The organism is Antarctobacter jejuensis (genome assembly GCF_052266595.1).
Classification (GTDB): domain Bacteria; phylum Pseudomonadota; class Alphaproteobacteria; order Rhodobacterales; family Rhodobacteraceae; genus Antarctobacter; species Antarctobacter jejuensis.
This window is the reverse complement of sequence record NZ_JBQQXJ010000007.1, coordinates 251410-267884: the sequence shown is the minus strand read 5'-3', so window position 1 is coordinate 267884 and position 16475 is coordinate 251410. Positions and strand designations below refer to the sequence as shown.

At 62.1% G+C, this 16475-nt stretch carries 16 protein-coding genes; 8 read left to right on the top strand and 8 right to left on the bottom strand.

All coding sequences use genetic code 11. From position 1 onward, the window contains the following. Positions 1-15: 15 nt before the first annotated feature. The gene (locus ACTXGA_RS12585; RefSeq protein ID WP_443394136.1) at positions 16-630 is read right to left on the bottom strand and encodes a TetR/AcrR family transcriptional regulator; all 615 of its coding nucleotides are present in this window, start codon (positions 628-630) and stop codon (positions 16-18) included. A 401-nt stretch (positions 631-1031) separates the two neighbouring features. On the opposite strand from ACTXGA_RS12585, the gene mbfA reads away from it, so the two are divergent. The 6 genes from mbfA to ACTXGA_RS12555 all read left to right on the top strand — a co-directional run bounded on the left by mbfA (position 1032) and on the right by ACTXGA_RS12555 (position 6904). Then, positions 1032-2006, top strand: coding sequence for an iron exporter MbfA (mbfA, locus tag ACTXGA_RS12580; protein ID WP_443394192.1), 975 nt, complete (start codon positions 1032-1034; stop codon positions 2004-2006). 203 nt (positions 2007-2209) lie between these two features. Continuing rightward, positions 2210-3943 carry a dihydroxy-acid dehydratase gene (gene ilvD / locus ACTXGA_RS12575; protein WP_443394134.1) on the top strand — a complete coding sequence of 578 codons (1734 nt, stop codon included), beginning with the start codon at positions 2210-2212 and terminating at the stop codon, positions 3941-3943. Between the two features lie 3 nt (positions 3944-3946). Beyond that, positions 3947-4672, top strand: a complete 726-nt coding sequence (locus ACTXGA_RS12570; protein WP_443394133.1) for a dihydroxy-acid dehydratase — start codon at positions 3947-3949, stop codon at positions 4670-4672. 101 nt (positions 4673-4773) lie between these two features. Then, the gene (locus ACTXGA_RS12565; RefSeq protein WP_443394131.1) at positions 4774-5535 is read left to right on the top strand and encodes a DUF6478 family protein; all 762 of its coding nucleotides are present in this window, start codon (positions 4774-4776) and stop codon (positions 5533-5535) included. Between the two features lie 16 nt (positions 5536-5551). Further along, positions 5552-5929 carry a hypothetical protein gene (locus tag ACTXGA_RS12560; RefSeq protein ID WP_443394129.1) on the top strand — a complete coding sequence of 126 codons (378 nt, stop codon included), beginning with the start codon at positions 5552-5554 and terminating at the stop codon, positions 5927-5929. Positions 5930-5992: 63 nt separating this feature from the next. Further along, positions 5993-6904, top strand: coding sequence for a DMT family transporter (locus ACTXGA_RS12555; RefSeq protein WP_443394128.1), 912 nt, complete (start codon positions 5993-5995; stop codon positions 6902-6904). A 26-nt stretch (positions 6905-6930) separates the two neighbouring features. Here the strand turns inward: ACTXGA_RS12555 and ACTXGA_RS12550 are convergent, their stop codons facing one another. From ACTXGA_RS12550 to ACTXGA_RS12530, 5 genes are read right to left on the bottom strand one after another with little or no spacing between them, the layout of a single operon-like run. Next, complete coding sequence (locus ACTXGA_RS12550; protein WP_443394126.1) at positions 6931-8253, bottom strand: NAD(P)/FAD-dependent oxidoreductase; 1323 nt, start codon at positions 8251-8253, stop codon at positions 6931-6933. Continuing rightward, a complete protein-coding gene (locus tag ACTXGA_RS12545) occupies positions 8250-9065 on the bottom strand; it encodes an ABC transporter permease (protein ID WP_443394124.1) in 816 nt (271 codons plus the stop codon). Before ACTXGA_RS12545 ends, ACTXGA_RS12550 begins: the two co-directional genes overlap by 4 nt. After that, entirely contained in the window at positions 9062-9952 is an 891-nt protein-coding gene (locus tag ACTXGA_RS12540) for an ABC transporter permease subunit (protein ID WP_443394122.1), read from the bottom strand. Before ACTXGA_RS12540 ends, ACTXGA_RS12545 begins: the two co-directional genes overlap by 4 nt. After that, entirely contained in the window at positions 9952-11355 is a 1404-nt protein-coding gene (locus ACTXGA_RS12535) for an ABC transporter ATP-binding protein (RefSeq protein ID WP_443394120.1), read from the bottom strand. The genes ACTXGA_RS12540 and ACTXGA_RS12535 overlap by 1 nt, the downstream gene beginning before the upstream one ends. A 60-nt stretch (positions 11356-11415) precedes the next feature. Continuing rightward, positions 11416-12501 (bottom strand): polyamine ABC transporter substrate-binding protein, encoded by a 1086-nt coding sequence (locus ACTXGA_RS12530; protein ID WP_443394118.1) that lies wholly within the window; start codon positions 12499-12501, stop codon positions 11416-11418. 152 nt (positions 12502-12653) lie between these two features. Between ACTXGA_RS12530 and ACTXGA_RS12525 the strand changes: the two genes are divergently transcribed. Then, positions 12654-13340, top strand: a complete 687-nt coding sequence (locus tag ACTXGA_RS12525; RefSeq protein ID WP_443394117.1) for a GntR family transcriptional regulator — start codon at positions 12654-12656, stop codon at positions 13338-13340. Between the two features lie 254 nt (positions 13341-13594). Next, positions 13595-14989 (top strand): aspartate aminotransferase family protein, encoded by a 1395-nt coding sequence (locus ACTXGA_RS12520; RefSeq protein ID WP_443394115.1) that lies wholly within the window; start codon positions 13595-13597, stop codon positions 14987-14989. A 51-nt stretch (positions 14990-15040) separates the two neighbouring features. On the opposite strand, the gene ACTXGA_RS12515 is transcribed toward ACTXGA_RS12520, so the two are convergent. Together ACTXGA_RS12515 and ACTXGA_RS12510 are read right to left on the bottom strand one after the other, a co-directional pair. Beyond that, positions 15041-15415 (bottom strand): rhodanese-like domain-containing protein, encoded by a 375-nt coding sequence (locus ACTXGA_RS12515; protein ID WP_443394113.1) that lies wholly within the window; start codon positions 15413-15415, stop codon positions 15041-15043. Between the two features lie 10 nt (positions 15416-15425). Beyond that, positions 15426-16322, bottom strand: coding sequence for an MBL fold metallo-hydrolase (locus tag ACTXGA_RS12510; protein WP_443394112.1), 897 nt, complete (start codon positions 16320-16322; stop codon positions 15426-15428). Positions 16323-16475: the final 153 nt, after the last annotated feature.

Genomic DNA, 16475 nt, shown 5'->3' with positions numbered 1-16475 from the left:
GTGGGGGTGGCGCGCTTATGCGCCGTAACGTGCCATGAAGGTGTCGACAGCGCCATCCACCACGCGGGAAATTTCGGCCTCGGAAAACTTGTCCTGAATTCCAAAGACCGCCTTGGGCCAGAGATCGGCCTTGCAGAGTTCGGCAAACTGGTCCGAGGCAAGGTCGATATCCGGGATGGTCAGTTCTCCCCGGTCGCAGGCGGCGCGCAGGTAATCGGTCATGACCCGGCGCATGATCATCGGGCCGCTTTGGTAGAACTGGCGGCCCAGCTCGGGGAACCGCTCGGATTCCGCCACGCAGATCTTGAAGATGCGCTGGCCGAGGTCCGAATAGATGAAGTCGAGGAATTTGCGCCCGGCCTGTCCAAGAACCTCACGCGGCGACTGACGCTGGTCGATTGCCAGCACCGCTTCGTCCGCCTGATGCCGGCACTGGTCGGTGGCGACCTCGATGAACAAGAGACGCTTGTCCGGGAAATAGCTGTAAAGGGTCGCCTTGGAGACGCCGGATTGGCGGGCAATTTCATCGACGCTGGCGCCTTCGAAACCGTCGCGCAGGAAAATTTCGCGCGCGCCTTCCAGCACCTGATCGAATTTGCGCCCCTTCCGGACGAGTGACTCTGTGGTCATTGCGGTCTCCTTGCGACATCAACCATAAACCGATCAGTTCAGTTTGAGCAAGGAAGGGTCGCGTTAGGTCACTTGCACTCTGTGGATGTGTTGCATCCTTTGGTCGACAAATCGGGCTGCGGGCTGGGCGTTGGGAAACTGAGGTTCGGTGTGAAGTCCGGAGTGATAAAGGCCTGCGCCTGTGTGGACATAAGGGCGGTTGCCGTGGCGAGGGCTAGAATGATGCGGGTCATGGGATTCTCTAGCAATTTAAACTGAACCGTTCAGTTCAATCATAGAAAGCAAAGTGCAATGTGCAAGTCCAGACTTTCCGCCTGCGGCAGATTGGGCAATGTCGGAAAACCGGACTTGAGGGTACTTAAAGAACAGCAGTTTAGAAGTGTTCTAAAACGGGGATGACCATGCTCAACCTTGGCTATCGGCGGCAGTTCCGCGACCTGAGCGAACAAGAGGTGCTTGCGCTGGCGATCTCCTCCGAAGAGGACGACGCCCGTATCTATCGCAGTTTCGCCGAACGTCTGCGGACGGAATACCCGGACACTGCGGCGGTGTTCGACGGCATGGCCGAGGAAGAAGACGCGCACCGCCGGGCGTTGATCGACATGCATACACGGCGGTTCGGCAATGTCATTCCGCTGATACGGCGTGAGCACGTGGCGGGCTTTTATGCGCGCAAGCCGGTTTGGTTGACCGAGAACCTGTCGCTGGACCGGATCCGCGAAGAAGCGGAGAACATGGAGCGCAGTGCCGAACGCTTTTACCTGATGGCGGCGCAGAACACGCAGGACGCGGACACCCGAAAACTGCTGGGCGATCTGGCTGCGATGGAGGCTCAGCATCAAGGCGCAGCGCATGAGCTGGAAGAAAAGCACCTGGGCGAAGAAGCGCGGGACAATGAAGATGACCGTGCAAAACGCCAGTTCCTGCTGACTTGGGTGCAGCCCGGTCTTGCGGGGCTGATGGATGGGTCTGTGTCGACGCTCGCGCCGATCTTTGCCACAGCCTTTGCCACCCATGACCCCTGGACCACCTTCCTTGTCGGTCTGGCGGCCAGTGTCGGGGCCGGGATCTCGATGGGCTTTACCGAGGCCGCCTCGGACGATGGGGCGCTGTCCGGACGGGGGTCGCCGTTCAAGCGCGGCATCGCCTCTGGCGTGATGACGACGCTCGGCGGTCTGGGCCATGCGCTGCCCTATCTGATCCCACATTTCTGGACCGCGACGACCATCGCCCTGATCGTTGTTTTCATCGAGCTTTGGGCCATTGCGTGGATTCAGAACAAGTTCATGGAAACGCCCTTTTTGCGCGCGACTTTCCAGGTGGTGCTCGGCGGGGCGTTGGTCTTTGCTGCCGGGGCGCTCATCGGCAGCGGATGACGCCGGGGCGCCGCTCTTTCAGCAAGCTGAAAATCGCCCCGCCCGCCGTCCCACCGGCAATCGCGCAGTAGGACCGGGTCATGGGAAACGCGTGGCCGCGCCCGGCATTGTGAAACGGTATACCATCCGGCGCTTGACGCTTGTGCCGCCTGAAACCCTTCGCTATTCCAAGGAAAAGCCATTCCCCGGGAGGAGCCACGCAGATGCTCAAGCGTCCATTCGACAAAACGAAACTTCCCAGCCGCCATGTGACCGAGGGGCCCGAGCGCGCGCCGCACCGGTCCTATTATTACGCGATGGGCATGAGTGAGGCGGAGATCCACCAGCCGCTGATCGGCGTGGCGACCTGCTGGAATGAGGCCGCGCCCTGCAATATTTCCCTCAACCGGCAGGCGCAGGCGGTCAAGCTGGGCGTCAAGGAAGCCTCCGGCACGCCGCGTGAATTCACCACAATCACCGTGACCGACGGCATCGCCATGGGTCACGAAGGTATGCGTTCTTCGCTGGCCTCGCGTGAGGCGATTGCCGACACCGTTGAATTGACCATGCGCGGCCATTGCTATGACGCCATCGTCGGTCTGGCGGGGTGCGACAAGTCGCTGCCGGGGATGATGATGGCTATGGTGCGTCTGAACGTGCCGTCGGTCTTCATCTATGGCGGGTCGATCATGCCGGGCCGGTTCAAGGGCAAGGACGTGACTGTCCAAGATGTGTTCGAGGCGGTTGGCCGACACCAGGCGGGCGCGAATTCCGACGAAGAGTTGAGCGCGCTGGAAAAGGTCGCCTGCCCTTCGGCCGGCGCCTGCGGCGGTCAGTTCACCGCGAACACCATGGCCTGCGTGTCCGAGGCAATCGGCCTCGCGCTGATGAATTCGGCCGGAGCGCCCGCGCCTTATGAAAGCCGGGACCAATACGCGACCGCCTCTGGCATCGCGGTCATGAACCTGCTGGAAAAGTCCATTCGTGCGCGGGATGTGGTGACGCTGAAAAGCTTGGAGAACGCAGCGCGTGTCGTGGCTTGCACCGGCGGCTCGACCAACGCCGGTCTGCACCTACCGGCCATTGCCCATGAAGCCGGGCTGGAGTTCTTCCTCGACGACGTTTGCGAGATCTTCAAGGACACGCCTTATTTCGTCGATCTCAAACCCGGTGGTCAGTATGTAGCCAAGGACCTTTACGAGGTCGGCGGCGTTCCGGTTGTGATGAAGGAACTGCGTAAGGCGGGCCTGATTCATGAGGATTGCATGACCGCCTCGGGCCGCGCCATCGGCGAAGAACTGGACATGATCGAGCGGGAAGCGGATGGCAAGGTGATCTACCCGATCGAGACCCCGATCACCAAGACCGGCGGCGTTGTCGGCCTGAAGGGCAATCTGGCGCCGCAGGGTGCCATCGTGAAGGTTGCGGGTATGAGCCCGGAAGAACAGGTCTTTTCCGGCCCGGCGCGTGTGTTTGAGTGCGAGGAAGACGCCTTTGAGGCTGTAAAGGCACGGGCCTACAAGGAAGGCGAGGTCATCGTGATCCGCAACGAAGGCCCGGCAAGCGGCCCGGGTATGCGCGAAATGCTGGCGACCACGGCGGCGCTGTCCGGTCAGGGCATGGGCAAGAAGGTGGCGCTTATAACCGACGGCCGTTTCTCTGGCGCGACGCGTGGTTTCTGCGTCGGCCATGTTGGTCCCGAGACGGCGGCCTGCGGACCGATCGCCCTGATTCAGGATGGCGACGTAATCACCATCGATGCCATCAAGGGTGAAATCAGTGTCGACCTGACCGAAGAGGAAATGGCCGCGCGCAAGGAAAACTGGAAAGGCCCGCGGGATACGATCTATGCCTCCGGCGCGCTGTGGAAGTATGCGCAACTGGTGGGTGAGACCTATCGCGGTGCCGTGACCCATCCGGGCGGGGCCGAGGAAAAGCACGTCTACGCGGACCTCTAAGCGATGGTGGCGGCGCGACTGATCCTCAGTGCCGCCACGGCACTGGTACTGGCGGGGTGTCAGGCCCCCCAGTCTGGCACCAAACCCGACGCCGGGGCCGCCGAGGCCCGGGCTCGAAAGGGGCTCGCAGCCTTCTTTGCGCGCCCGGACCAGTCTAGCGAGACTCCCAAGGCGCCCCTGAAGAAAGCCGGTCTTGCGGGCGGAGACGTGATCGTGGCCGGGCCAGACGGCTATTGCATCGATCCCCAAACCAAGCGGGCAGGCCCCGAGCGCGGTTTTGCCGTTATCGCCTCCTGTCATATCCTGAACGGCGGCAAGACGGGGGCGCACGTGTCACCGATGCTTGTGACCGTGACCGTGGGGCCCCGTGGCGATACCGGGGATCTCCCGACGCCGCAGGCGCTGGCCCTCGCGTCGGAGGCCACCTTGCTGGATTGGAATATCGCCCGTGATCGGGTCAGTGCGCATCTCGACTCCGGCAGCAACGTGATGTTCGAAGGTGCCGATACCCGCTATTGGCGTGGGGCCTTCCTGCAGGGAGAGCGACTGGTCGGGCTTGCCCTTTATGCACCAAAGGGAAGCAATCTGGCCGACTCTGGCGGGGCAGAGATGCTTGGCCGTGTCAAAGACGCGATCGCCCGCAACAGCGCCAGCCCGCAACGCAGCGCCTCTCAGCCCAGACGCCCGATCCAAACCGGCGGATTCCTCGGTCGCTTGTTCAATAATTAAAGTTTGCAATTATAGTTTCTCACATAGAAACAGACCCGGGCTCCAACGGCTTGGGTGACGCAAGCTATGGGCGATGATCTGGGGGGCAAATGGGCAACGACATGCGCAGCGTGATTGGCAAGGCGGTACAGTCGGCGGGACTGCGTCGCTGGGCCGATCTTGCCCGTTCGGCAGGGGAGACCGACCTGCCGATATTGCGCCGCCAACGCACCATGGCCCGCCGTCTGAAAGCGCATCTGGATCACTTGATCCACGTCGCTGACATGCGGCTGGCCCTGCCCCTGATCGGAAATCAGGCCTTTCCCCGCCCGGCTGACGCCGATTGGGCATGGCGCCCCGAAATCTGGAGCGGGCCGCTGCCGGTTTCGGGCCGCGCCGCGATTACCAACAAGGTCCAGCTGGGACAGGAGGCGACCCTGTTCCATGACTGTCCGCGCAGCGAGATGACCCTTCGGCAAATCCGCAATACTCGCGAAAAAGACCTTGCCGCCTTTGGCCTTCAATTGGATGTGTTCGAGTTTCGCGGATCCTACCTGTCCCTTGCGCTGGAATTGCCCCCGGCGGCGGTGCAGGGGCTGACGCGGCAGCATCTGATCCGGCTGGACACCATCGTGGAAATGGAGGTGCCGCTGGAAATGTTCGCACGTCTGAACATCCGGCACGGCCCCAACACCGAACAGGTGGTGCGCGAAATCCCCCTGCATCAGGAGCAGATCTTCGTGGAATTTGATCTGGCCTATACCCGCCTGAACGAAAAGCGGATCGAGAAGTTGTGGCTGGACCTGATTTTCGAAGGTCCGCGCATGAACGAGGTGATCCTGCGCGACCTGACCTTCAGCCGCCGCAAACGGGCGGCCATGTGACCCGGAAAGACCGAGCATGAGCGATTTCACACTGACCAAGACCCGGTTCCGCGATGGCCTGTGGGAAGGATTACTGGTGGCAACGCCCGGCATTGAGACCATGCCGGAAATCAATGCCAGTTGCGAAACCCGGCCCATTGCGGGCGTGACCGTTTCCGACACCTCCGAAACGGGACGTTGGGTGGTCGAGGTGCCGGTGCCGGTTGAGGTGCTGGGCGATGGCGTGCGGACCGTGATGATCCGGGACGGACGCGACGAAACGGTATTGCAGAGCTTTTGCGTGATCGCCGGAGAGGCGCTGGACGATGACATCCGCGCCGAAGTGGCGTTGTTGCGGGCGGAATTGAACCTTTTGAAACGGGCCTTTCGCCAGCATTGCCGCGACAGCAGGTGAGTAAGGGACATTGACCTTTGGGCCGTCGCGGGCCAATCTCGCGTCATTCCCGAAGGAGCACACATGTCCCCGCTGCGTGGCATCGCGCTAAAGCTGTTTTCTGTCGTTTTGTTCACTGTCATGGCCTCGCTGATCAAGGCGAGTTCGGCCCATGTGCCAACCGGAGAGGCGGTGTTCTTTCGCTCGTTCTTTGCCATGCCGATCATCGTTGGATGGCTGGCGATGCGCGGCGATCTTGACACCGGGTTGAAGGCCGAGCGCCCCTTGCTGCATGTCTGGCGGGGTCTCATTGGCGTTACGGCGATGGGCTGCGGATTTGCGGCGCTGGGGCTATTGCCATTGCCAGAGGTCACGGCCCTTGGCTACGCCGCGCCCTTGATGACGGTGCTTTTGGCGGCAGTTCTGTTGGGCGAACGTCTGCGGTTGTTCCGGATGTCGGCGGTCTTGCTGGGTCTGATCGGGGTGACGGTCGTTCTATGGCCGCGTCTGACATTGGACGACGTGGGCGGATCGGCCACCCTGGGCGTTGCGCTGGTGATGGCCTCGGCGGTGATGCGGGCGCTGGCACAGATCCAGATCCGCCGCATGGTTGCGGTCGAGCAGACCTCGGCCATCGTGTTCTATTTCTCGCTCACAGCCACGTTGTTTTCCTTGCTGACCATCCCGTGGTGGGTCTGGCCGTCACCATCCGTCATCGGCATGCTGATCGCGGCGGGACTGATTGGCGGGGTGGCGCAGATCATGCTGACGTCGGCGTATCGCTATGCCGAAGCGGCCGTTGTCGCGCCGTTTGATTATGCCTCGATCCTCTTTGCGATCCTCTTCGGCTACTGGTTCTTCGAAGAAGTCCCGACGCCGATGGTGTTGAGCGGCTCTGCATTGGTGGTTCTGGCGGGTGGGATCATCATCTGGCGCGAACGCAAGCTGGGTCTGGAACGCGGCAAGGCGCGTCCAAACATGACACCGCAGGGGTGAGACGCGGTTCGCTTGTTGAACTGTTGTCAAACGTCGAAGGTTTCGGCCCATAGATAGGCTGGCGTCAGCAGGCTGCGACGATGGCGGCCCAAGGGAAAGCGCGGCGGCTCTGTACTCAGCCAGTCCGGTGCCGGTCCTTCCGATCTACGCCCCAGCACCCGATCCGCCAGCAAACACCCGGCATAGGACCCCATCGCGACGCCATTGCCGTGAAAGCCCAGACCGGCGAAGAGCCCGTCATGCCCGGGCACCGTGCCCACAAAAGGCGTCAGATTGCGCATCAGGCAGACAAGGCCGGACCATTCGTGCGTGATCTCGACCTCCTGCCACGTCGGAAAGAGCCTTGCGAAATTGGCGCGGATCCGGCGGGAAATGGCCTGTTGGGCACGATCAGTTGCCCTCAGCCCGCCGCGCATCCCGAACAGAAACCGGCCATCCGGCATCAGCCGAAAGTAGTGCAGCAGAAACCGCGTGTCATAGGCCATCTGCGCCGACCACCAGCCTGCCGCCTCCTGCTCTGCCCGCGTCAGCGGGCGGGTGACGATCACGCTGGATTGTGCGGGCAGGGTGCGCGCGCGCAGCCAATGCGGCAGATCCTCATGGCTGTAGCCATTGGTGGCGAGAACCACCTTGTTCGCCTGAACTGATCCGCAGGGCGTGCTCAGATGCCAACCATCGCCGCCGCGCTTCAACCCCGTGACCGGAGTTTGGCCGTGCAACCGCGCGCCCGTCGCTGCCACGGCTTTGGCCAGACCGGCATGGTATTTGCGCGGATTGAGGGCAAAGCCGATGGGCAGGGTCATGGCTCCGAACCACGGCCCGCCCAATCCCTGCGTTGCCAATTCCGTCCGGTTCAGAATCTCGGGCGTCACGCCGTAGGCCTTGCCAGTCGCCTCGGCGTCGCGGCGCAAGGCGTCAAACCGTCGGGCCGTATGGGCCAGCAGGGTTTCCCCCTGCGAGTGACGGTCCACGTCCCAGCTGTGTCGCTGGATCAAGCTGTCTACATGGGCCACGGCGGCCTTTTCGGCCTCGTGCCAAGCCTGAGGTGCCTCTGGCCCGAACCGGCGGGCCAGCAGGGTGTCGGAAGCCTTGGCCCCACCCAGACAGCAGAACCCGCCATTCCGCCCGGAGGCGCCCCAGCCGGGGTGTTCTGCCTCCAACACCAGGACATCGACACCGGCCTCGGCCAGCGCCAAGGCCGCATTCAACCCGGTGAAGCCCCCACCGATGATCGCAACATCGACACGCTGCGCGCCTTCAAGCTGGGGCCAGACCAATGGTGAAACCGTATCCGCCCAGAAACAGGCCTCCTGCGGACCGTAGGCGGCAGGTTCGAATATCCGGGTCACGCGCGGACGGCTGCCTGTTCTTCCCGCGCGCGGCGCAGGGCGCCCTGTTTCGACACCAGCGAGGCGGTGATCACACCTACGGTGATAAACCCGATCAGGATGGTCGACAGCGCGTTTATCTCTGGACTGACGCCCAGACGTACGGCGGAAAAGACCTTGATCGGCAGGGTGGTTGCCCCCGGTCCGGTGGTAAAGCTGGCGATCACGAGGTCATCCAGCGACAGCGTAAAGGCCAGCAGCCAGCCAGAGATCACGGCAGGCGCGATGATCGGCAGCGTCACCAGCATGAAGGCCTGCAGGGGGGAGGCGCCAAGATCCAGCGCCGCCTCTTCAAGCGACCTGTCGAAATTGCTGAGGCGTGAAGAGACGACCACCGACACATAGCACATGGCAAAGGTCGTATGCGCCAGCACCACGGTGAATACGCCCCGGTCCAGCCCGATGCCGATGAACAGCAACAGCAGCGACAGGCCCGTTATGACCTCCGGCATGACAAGCGGTGCGTAGATCATGCCGGAAAACAGCGTCCGCCCGCGAAACTTGCCGCCATTCACAAGAACATGCGCGGCCATGGTCCCAAGGACCGTGGCCATCGTGGAGGAGAAGAACGCAACCTTCAGCGTGACCCAGGCGGCGTCGAGGAACTCCTCGTTCTGCAGCAGTTCCCCGTACCATTTGGTCGAAAAACCCGCCCAAACCGTGACGAGGCGGCTTTCGTTGAAGGAATAGACCACCAGCAGAACCATCGGCAGGTAGAGGAAGGCAAAGCCAAGGGTGAGGGAGGTGGCGTTGAACCAGCTGAAGCGCCTCATTTGCCCGCCTCCCGTGCCTTTTCCTCGGACCTTTGGAACAGCACGATGGGAATGATCAGCAACAGCAGCAGGATCACCGCCACCGCCGAGGCCACCGGCCAGTCGCGGTTGGAGAAGAACTCCTCCCACAGCACCTTGCCGATCATCAGGGTATCCGACCCGCCCAGCAGAGAGGGGATCACGAATTCACCGATGGTGGGAATCAGGACAAGGAAACAGCCCGCGATGATCCCGTTCCGGGAGAGCGGGATCGTTACCAGCCAAAAGGCCGCGAACCGCGAACAGCCAAGGTCTTCGGCGGCTTCCAGCAGGCTTTCGTCCATCTTTTCCAGCGCCGAGTAGATCGGCAGGATCATGAAGGGCAGGTAGGTGTAGACGATGCCGATATAGACCGCCCAGTTGGTGTTGAGGATGGTCAGCGGCTCACCGATCACGCCCAACCACATCAGGAACTGGTTCAGCACACCTTCGTTCGACAGGATGCCGATCCATGCATAGACGCGGATCAGGAACGAGGTCCAGAACGGCAGGATCACCAGCATCAGCAGCGTCGGCCGCCATTCCTGCGGGGCACGGGCCATGCCATAGGCGATGGGATAACCCACCAGCAGCGTCACCAGCGTGGCAATGGCCGCAATCTTGGCGGAGCTGAGATAGGCCTTCCAGTAGAGGTCATCCTCTGTCAGCCAGACGAAATTCTCGAAATCAAGCTCGGCAAAGAAACTGCGGATCCCGGCCCAACCTGCGGCGAGATCCAATTGCGGCATGTAAGGCGGGCGCGCCAGCGCCACGTCCGACAGCGAGATTTTGAGGACGATCAGGAAGGGGACGAGGAAAAGCGCCAGCAGCCAGAGATAGGGAATGGCGATCAGGACGGCGCGCCGCATCAGCTATCCTCCAGCACGACACCGGCGGTGGTGGTGAAGCTGAGCCAGACCTCATCTTCCCATGTGATGCCCCGCCGCGAGATGCGGCGCGTGTTCGCGGCCTGCGCCTTGATCATCAGGCCGCCTGCAACTTCGACGTGGTAGGTGGAGATATTGCCGAGGTAGGCAATGTCGATCACCTTGCCCTTCATCACGTTGGGCGCGTCGGGACGATCCTTGGAGATGTTGACCTTTTCCGGACGCATGGTCAGCACGACCTTCTGCCCGGACAGGCGTGTGTCTCCGTTCGATGCGATAAGAGGCGTTTGGTCCTCTGCCCAGTCGATGGACAATCCGCCGGGAGGCATGTCGGCCGGAGCCGTGGTGGCATCCGCAGGTGCGGCGGGTGCGCTGGTGGTGGTTTCCTGTTCTGTGGGCGCAGGCAGACGGGCTGGCTCATCCTCGATCCACTTGCCGATGATCGGGGCAAGGACACGGTCATGCAGAGCGCGGCCAAGGTCGTTGGGCTGCGGGGCGCGGTCCTTCGTTACCGGGGCGGTGGTATCTTTGACGGCTGCGGTTGCGGGTGCAGGCTGTGGTTGGGGCGCTGCTGGTGCTGACGGGTCCGGGGCCGCGACCGGGCGGGCGGTGGCGATGCCGCGGATCAGGTTCACGTCGCCGATGAAATCGGCCACGTAGACCGAATTCGGCGCCTCGTAGATCACGTCCGGGGTGGCGACCTGAACGATCTTGCCCTCATCCATCACGGCCACGCGGCTGGCCACTGTCATGGCCTCTTCCTGATCGTGGGTCACGATGATGAAGGTGGTGCCGGTCTTTTCCTGAATGTCCATCAGTTCGAACTGCGTTTCCTCCCGCAGTTTCTTGTCCAGCGCGCCCAGCGGTTCATCCAGCAGCAGCAGCTTGGGGGCCTTGGCCAGTGAGCGGGCCAGCGCCACGCGCTGCCGCTGACCGCCGGAAATCTGGTGCGGCTTGCGATTGGCAAAGCGGTCAAGTCGGGTCAGGCGCAGCATCTCCTTGACGCGCGCGTCGACCTCTTCCTTGCCCTTCTTTTCGCGCCGCAGGCCAAAGGCAATGTTGTCGTAGACTGTCAGGTGCGGGAACAAAGCATAGCTCTGGAACATCATGTTCACGGCACGCTTGTTCGGGGGGACGTGGCCGATATTGACGCCGCCCAGCAGGATCTGGCCTTCGGTCGGTTCCTCGAACCCCGCCAGCATCCGCATCAAGGTGGTCTTGCCACAGCCGGACGGGCCGAGCAGGGCAAAGAATTCCTTTTCGTAGATGTCCTGCGTGAGATCATCGATGGCGGTGAAATCGCCGAAGCGCTTGGTCACCCCCTTGAACTGGATCAGCGGCTTTTCCTGCGGATCGTTCCACGGGGCAAAGACGGGTTCGGCCATGTTGTACTACCGCGCAAATTGGGGGTCCGCGCCGCAGGGGCGGCGCGGAAGCTGTTCAGATCAGGTGCCGGATTTGATCTTGGTCCACAGGCGCGTCACGACGCGCTGCACCTTGGGATCATAGGGCGTGGTGGTGAAGGTGTTGTCCATCGCCGCAGGCGTCGGGTAAATCGCCGGATCGCCGATCACGTCCTCTTCGAGGAACTCTTGCGAGGCCTTGTTGCCGTTGGCGTAATAGACGTAGTTCGACGCCGCCGCCATGTTCTGCGCATCCATGATGAAGTTCAGGAAGGCATGGGCCCCGTCGGGGTTCGGCGCATCGACCGGAATGGCCATCTGGTCAAACCACATCTGCGCACCTTCGTCGGGCGCATAGTAGCTGATGACCACACCATTGTCGGCCTCTGCGGCGCGATCACGCGCCTGCAGCACGTCCCCGGACCAGCCGATGGCCACGCAGATGTCACCGTTGGCCAGCGCATTGATGTATTCCGAGCTGTGGAACTTCTGGATGTGGGGGCGGATCGGCAGCAGCACCTCTTCGGCGCGTGCGATCACGTCCGGGTCATGGCTGTCGGGGTCTTCGCCAAGGTAGTTCAGCGCCGCGGGGATCATTTCCGCCGGGGCGTCCAGCATGTGGATACCGCAGGCGGCCAGCTTTTCCGCGTTCTCGGGCTTGAACACCAGGTCCCAGGAGGTGACCGGTGCGTCGTCGCCAAGGATTTCTTTGACCTTCGCCTCGTTCACGCCAAGGCCGGTGGTGCCCCACATGTAGTTGATGGCATATTCGTTTCCGGGGTCATACTTGGCCGTCCGGTCCGCGATCACGTCCCACATGTTGTCCATGTTCGGCAGCTTGGACTTGTCCAGCGGCTGGAATGCGCCCGCCATGATCTGGCGTTGCAGGAAGGTGCCGGTGGGCACAACCACATCATAGCCAGAGCCGCCCGCCAGCATCTTGGTTTCCAGAACCTCGTTGCTGTCGAAAACGTCGTAGACCAGTTCATAGCCGGTTTCCTGCTCGAACTTTTCCAGCAGGCCTTCGTCGATATAGTCGGACCAGTTGTAGACCCGCACCTCCTCGGCTGTGGCCAGTCCGGCCGTCAGCGCAAGGGACGCTGTGATCGTCACAAGGGTTTTGGTCATGGTGTTCTCCCGTTGGTGGCGAGGGTCTTTTGCGCCTCGTCCCCAATTTTTGATCATAAGTTGCGCTGCAATGCAACTTGGGCGATGTTTCCACGGGCTGCGGGCCTGTGCAAGAGAGGCCGCCTGCTTGGCGGGCAAAGGGGAGGCAGGTGATGACAAATGTGGCAGAGCCAAGATCGCAGGCAGGTTTGCCCGCGCACGAACAGGTCTACCGGGCGCTGCGCGAGGCGGTTCTGTTTGGTGCTCTTGCACCGGGAGAGCCCGTTACGATCCAGGGGCTGGTCGAGCGGTTGGACGCCGGAATGACACCCGTGCGAGAGGCGATCCGGCGGCTGACCGCGGAGGGCGCGTTGCAGGCCATGGGAAATCGACGGATTCAGGTGCCGGTGCTGGGCAGGGAGGCTGTCGAGGAACTGACCGTGGCGCGTCTGGCCATCGAACCCTTGCTGGCGCGGCGCGCGGCCGTACGGGCCGGACCCGAAGATGTGATGCAGTTGTCGTCGATCGATGATCGGTTGGACGGGGCAATCGCACGCGGCGATATCGAGGGATACCTGCGAGAAAACCATGCCTTTCACGAGGCATTGAACAGCATCGCCGATGCGCCGATTCTGCAGGACATGACAAACATGCTGTGGCTGCGGTTTGGGCCGTCGCTGCGCGTGGTCTGCGGGCAGATGGGAACGCGGTACTTGAAGGACTGCCACAAGGATCTGGTGACCGCTCTGCAGGCGCAGGACGCCGCCGCCGCCGCGCAGGCAATCGAGGAGGACGTGGGGCAGGGGATGGAGATGATCCTGCGCAGTCTGACCGATGGGGAGGCAGAGGCCGCACCGTGAATGGCGCTAAAGAGAAGTGCGCGGCCCCGGTACTTTGTGGGAACGAAAATGAGCTGTTCTGATACGGCGAACGAGCCGCACTTTGCCGGGTCATTTGAACTTTCTGCCGCGTTTACACGGGTGTCGCCGCTGACTTTTCTGCGGAAGGGCCCCCTCAGATATGGGACGCTCTCGCCGGGGTGCGGGCACCCTGATTCGATTGACAATCCATGATTTGATCATATTGTCGACGCGACCGCTTCAGGAGCCTTCGGATGACCATCCTCACCCCCAATTCCCCCACCGCAGAACTGCAGGCATTGGACGCCGCGCATCACATGCATCCCTTCACGCATGGCGCCGGTCTGGCTGAAAAGGGGGCGCGGGTGATCACGCGCGCAGACGGATGCTGGCTGACCGACAGCGAGGGCAATCGCATCCTCGATGGAATGGCGGGGCTGTGGTGCGTGAACGTGGGCTATGGCCGGACCGAACTGGCAGATGCCGCGCATCGCCAGATGCAGGAACTGCCGTTCTACAACACCTTCTTCCAGACCACGCATGTGCCTGCGCTGAACCTTGCAGCCAAACTGGCGGAACTGGCGCCAGGCGATTTGAACCACGTCTTTTTCGCGGGCTCCGGATCAGAAGCGAACGATACCAACCTGCGCATGGTCCGCACCTACTGGGCCGAAAAGGGACAGCCCGAACGTCAGGTCATCATCTCGCGCTGGAACGCCTATCACGGGTCTTCGGTCGGCTCCGGCAGCCTTGGCGGTATGAAGGGCATGCACGCGCAGGGCGGCATGCCGATCCCGGGCATTCACCACATCGACCAACCGCACTGGTACTCCGAGGGCGGGTATCACACGCCCGAGGCGTTCGGGTTGGAGCGCGCGCAGCAGTTGGAAACGGCGATCCTCGAAATCGGTCCGGAAAAGGTCGCCGCCTTTATCGCGGAGCCGGTGCAGGGCGCGGGCGGTGTGATTATTCCGCCGGAAACCTACTGGCCCGAGATTCAGCGGATTGTCGACAAATACGGCATCCTGCTGATCGCGGATGAAGTGATCTGCGGTTTTGGCCGCACCGGCAACTGGTTTGGCAGCCAGACCATGGGTATCCGTCCCGACATCATGACCGTCGCAAAGGGGTTGTCCTCGGGCTATCAGCCGATCGGAGCCTCCATCGTCAGCGACGAGGTGGCCAAGGTGATCGAGAATACAGAGTTCAACCACGGCTACACCTATTCCGGCCACCCGGTCGCCTGTGCCGTGGCGCTGGAAAACCTGCGCATCCTCAAAGATGAGGGCATCGTCGAAAAGGTGCGCAATGAAACCGCGCCCTACCTGAAGGAACGCTTCGAAAGCCTGTCCGATCATCCCTTGGTGGGAGAAGTCAGAATTGTCGGCATGATGGGAAGCCTCGCACTAACGCCTGACAAGGTGACGCGCGCGCCGTTTGCGGGCGAGGCAGGCACCGCCGGGTTCATCACGCGGGAACGTTGCTTCGCGAACAACCTGATCATGCGCCATGTCGGCGACCGCATGATCATCTCACCGCCCCTGGTCATCTCTAAGGAAGAAATCGACGTCCTGATCGAGCGGGCGCGGCTGAGCCTTGATGAGGCACATGAAAAACTGAAGGCCGATGGCCTGATGCAGGCCGGCTGATCACGCTTGATTGGGCGGGTGTAGACCCGCCCTTGGCCCCTACTTGCGGGTTCAGCCCACGCGCTGGGGCGCGCCAGTGCCCATATTGGTGCCGATATAAGCCTGTTTGGCGGCTTTCCACGCGCCGAACCCGCCATCCATATGCGCAATCTGGTGGAGCCCGGCATCGATGGCTGCCCGCGCCACCCGTTCAGAGCGCGCCCCGGATCCGCAGTGAAAGACGATCCGCTTGTCGGATTGTCCCGGCAGGGCGTCCGCCTTGAAAAAGGCCATCGGCATCAGCAGCGCGCCTTCGATGTGCTCGAACATGTACTCCTGCGGCGTGCGCACATCGATCAGAACGATGGATTTGTCCGCTATTCCCTTGGCGACTTCGTCGACTGTCCAGGTTTCGAAAATCGCGTCTCCGACTGTTTCGGTCTTCATATTGGTGTCCTCAGAACTTGTTGGCCGGGATCTTGAAATAACTGTGGCCGTCCGGCTCTGCAGGGGCAAGCCGTCCCGCGCGCAGGTTGACCTGCAAGGCGAACAGCATCCGGTCCGGCAGGGAGAGCGAGGCATCCCGTTCATCGCGCAGCTTGCGAAAGTCCGCCTCTGTTGTGCCGCCGCCGACATGCGGATTGTTGGCACGATGGTCGGCAACCGTCGCCTCCCATGCGGGGTCTTCGCGGTTTTTGACCGGCGGATAGTCATGGCCAACGAAAAGGCGGGTCTGGTCCGGCAAAGCGAGGATCTGCATGAGCGATCGGTACAGATCGGCGGAGGAGCCTCCGGGAAAATCCGCGCGGGCAGTTCCGGCATCGACATGCATGAAGGTGTCATGCACAAAGGCCGCGTCGCCGACCACATAGGTGATGGAGCCAAGCGTGTGACCGGGGGAAAGCATCACACGCACGGGCAACTCACCAATTTCAAAGCTGTCGCCATCGGCAAACAGGTGGTCAAAATCCCGGTCGGGCTGAAAAGCGTCCGGGAGGTTGTAGATTTCGCGCCAGAGCGAGGCGATCTCGCCCACCTTTTCGCCGATGGCATTGGGTGCGCCGGTCTGTTCCCTGAGCCACGCCGAGGCCATGAGGTGATCGGCGTGGGGGTGAGTGTCCAGCACCCAGGCCACTGTCAGGCCCTCCGCCTGCACGAAATCCAGCACCTCGCGGGCACTGTCGGTGCGGGTGCGGGCATGTGCTGGGTCGAAGTCCAGCACAACATCGATCAGCGCGGCCTGCCCGGTCGCGGGATCTGCGGCCACATACATGATGGAGCCGGTATCGACGTCGTAAAAGCCGGTGACATCCGGGGAGCCGGGGCCGGTAGACGGGCTGTGACGTTTGAACATCCTGTGATCTCGTCCTTTGTCCTGCTGAAGTATTCTGATGTCAGAATGTCAACGCGGTGCAGACGGATCTGTTCCCGGGTGCCCGGAACCGTGTTGCGAAGCGCAGCAAACGGCAGGTTAACCGTAAACGAGGACGTTCAACAAACGAGAGGG

What these genes read in the sequence shown, in the direction of transcription:
- ACTXGA_RS12585 (WP_443394136.1), bottom strand. Translation starts at nt 630, where the DNA reads ATGACCACAGAGTCACTCGTCCGGAAGGGGCGCAAATTCGATCAGGTG.
- mbfA (WP_443394192.1), top strand. Translation starts at nt 1,032, where the DNA reads ATGCTCAACCTTGGCTATCGGCGGCAGTTCCGCGACCTGAGCGAACAA.
- ilvD (WP_443394134.1), top strand. Translation starts at nt 2,210, where the DNA reads ATGCTCAAGCGTCCATTCGACAAAACGAAACTTCCCAGCCGCCATGTG.
- ACTXGA_RS12570 (WP_443394133.1), top strand. Translation starts at nt 3,947, where the DNA reads ATGGTGGCGGCGCGACTGATCCTCAGTGCCGCCACGGCACTGGTACTG.
- ACTXGA_RS12565 (WP_443394131.1), top strand. Translation starts at nt 4,774, where the DNA reads ATGCGCAGCGTGATTGGCAAGGCGGTACAGTCGGCGGGACTGCGTCGC.
- ACTXGA_RS12560 (WP_443394129.1), top strand. Translation starts at nt 5,552, where the DNA reads ATGAGCGATTTCACACTGACCAAGACCCGGTTCCGCGATGGCCTGTGG.
- ACTXGA_RS12555 (WP_443394128.1), top strand. Translation starts at nt 5,993, where the DNA reads ATGTCCCCGCTGCGTGGCATCGCGCTAAAGCTGTTTTCTGTCGTTTTG.
- ACTXGA_RS12545 (WP_443394124.1), bottom strand. Translation starts at nt 9,065, where the DNA reads ATGAGGCGCTTCAGCTGGTTCAACGCCACCTCCCTCACCCTTGGCTTT.
- ACTXGA_RS12540 (WP_443394122.1), bottom strand. Translation starts at nt 9,952, where the DNA reads ATGCGGCGCGCCGTCCTGATCGCCATTCCCTATCTCTGGCTGCTGGCG.
- ACTXGA_RS12535 (WP_443394120.1), bottom strand. Translation starts at nt 11,355, where the DNA reads ATGGCCGAACCCGTCTTTGCCCCGTGGAACGATCCGCAGGAAAAGCCG.
- ACTXGA_RS12530 (WP_443394118.1), bottom strand. Translation starts at nt 12,501, where the DNA reads ATGACCAAAACCCTTGTGACGATCACAGCGTCCCTTGCGCTGACGGCC.
- ACTXGA_RS12525 (WP_443394117.1), top strand. Translation starts at nt 12,654, where the DNA reads ATGACAAATGTGGCAGAGCCAAGATCGCAGGCAGGTTTGCCCGCGCAC.
- ACTXGA_RS12520 (WP_443394115.1), top strand. Translation starts at nt 13,595, where the DNA reads ATGACCATCCTCACCCCCAATTCCCCCACCGCAGAACTGCAGGCATTG.
- ACTXGA_RS12515 (WP_443394113.1), bottom strand. Translation starts at nt 15,415, where the DNA reads ATGAAGACCGAAACAGTCGGAGACGCGATTTTCGAAACCTGGACAGTC.
- ACTXGA_RS12510 (WP_443394112.1), bottom strand. Translation starts at nt 16,322, where the DNA reads ATGTTCAAACGTCACAGCCCGTCTACCGGCCCCGGCTCCCCGGATGTC.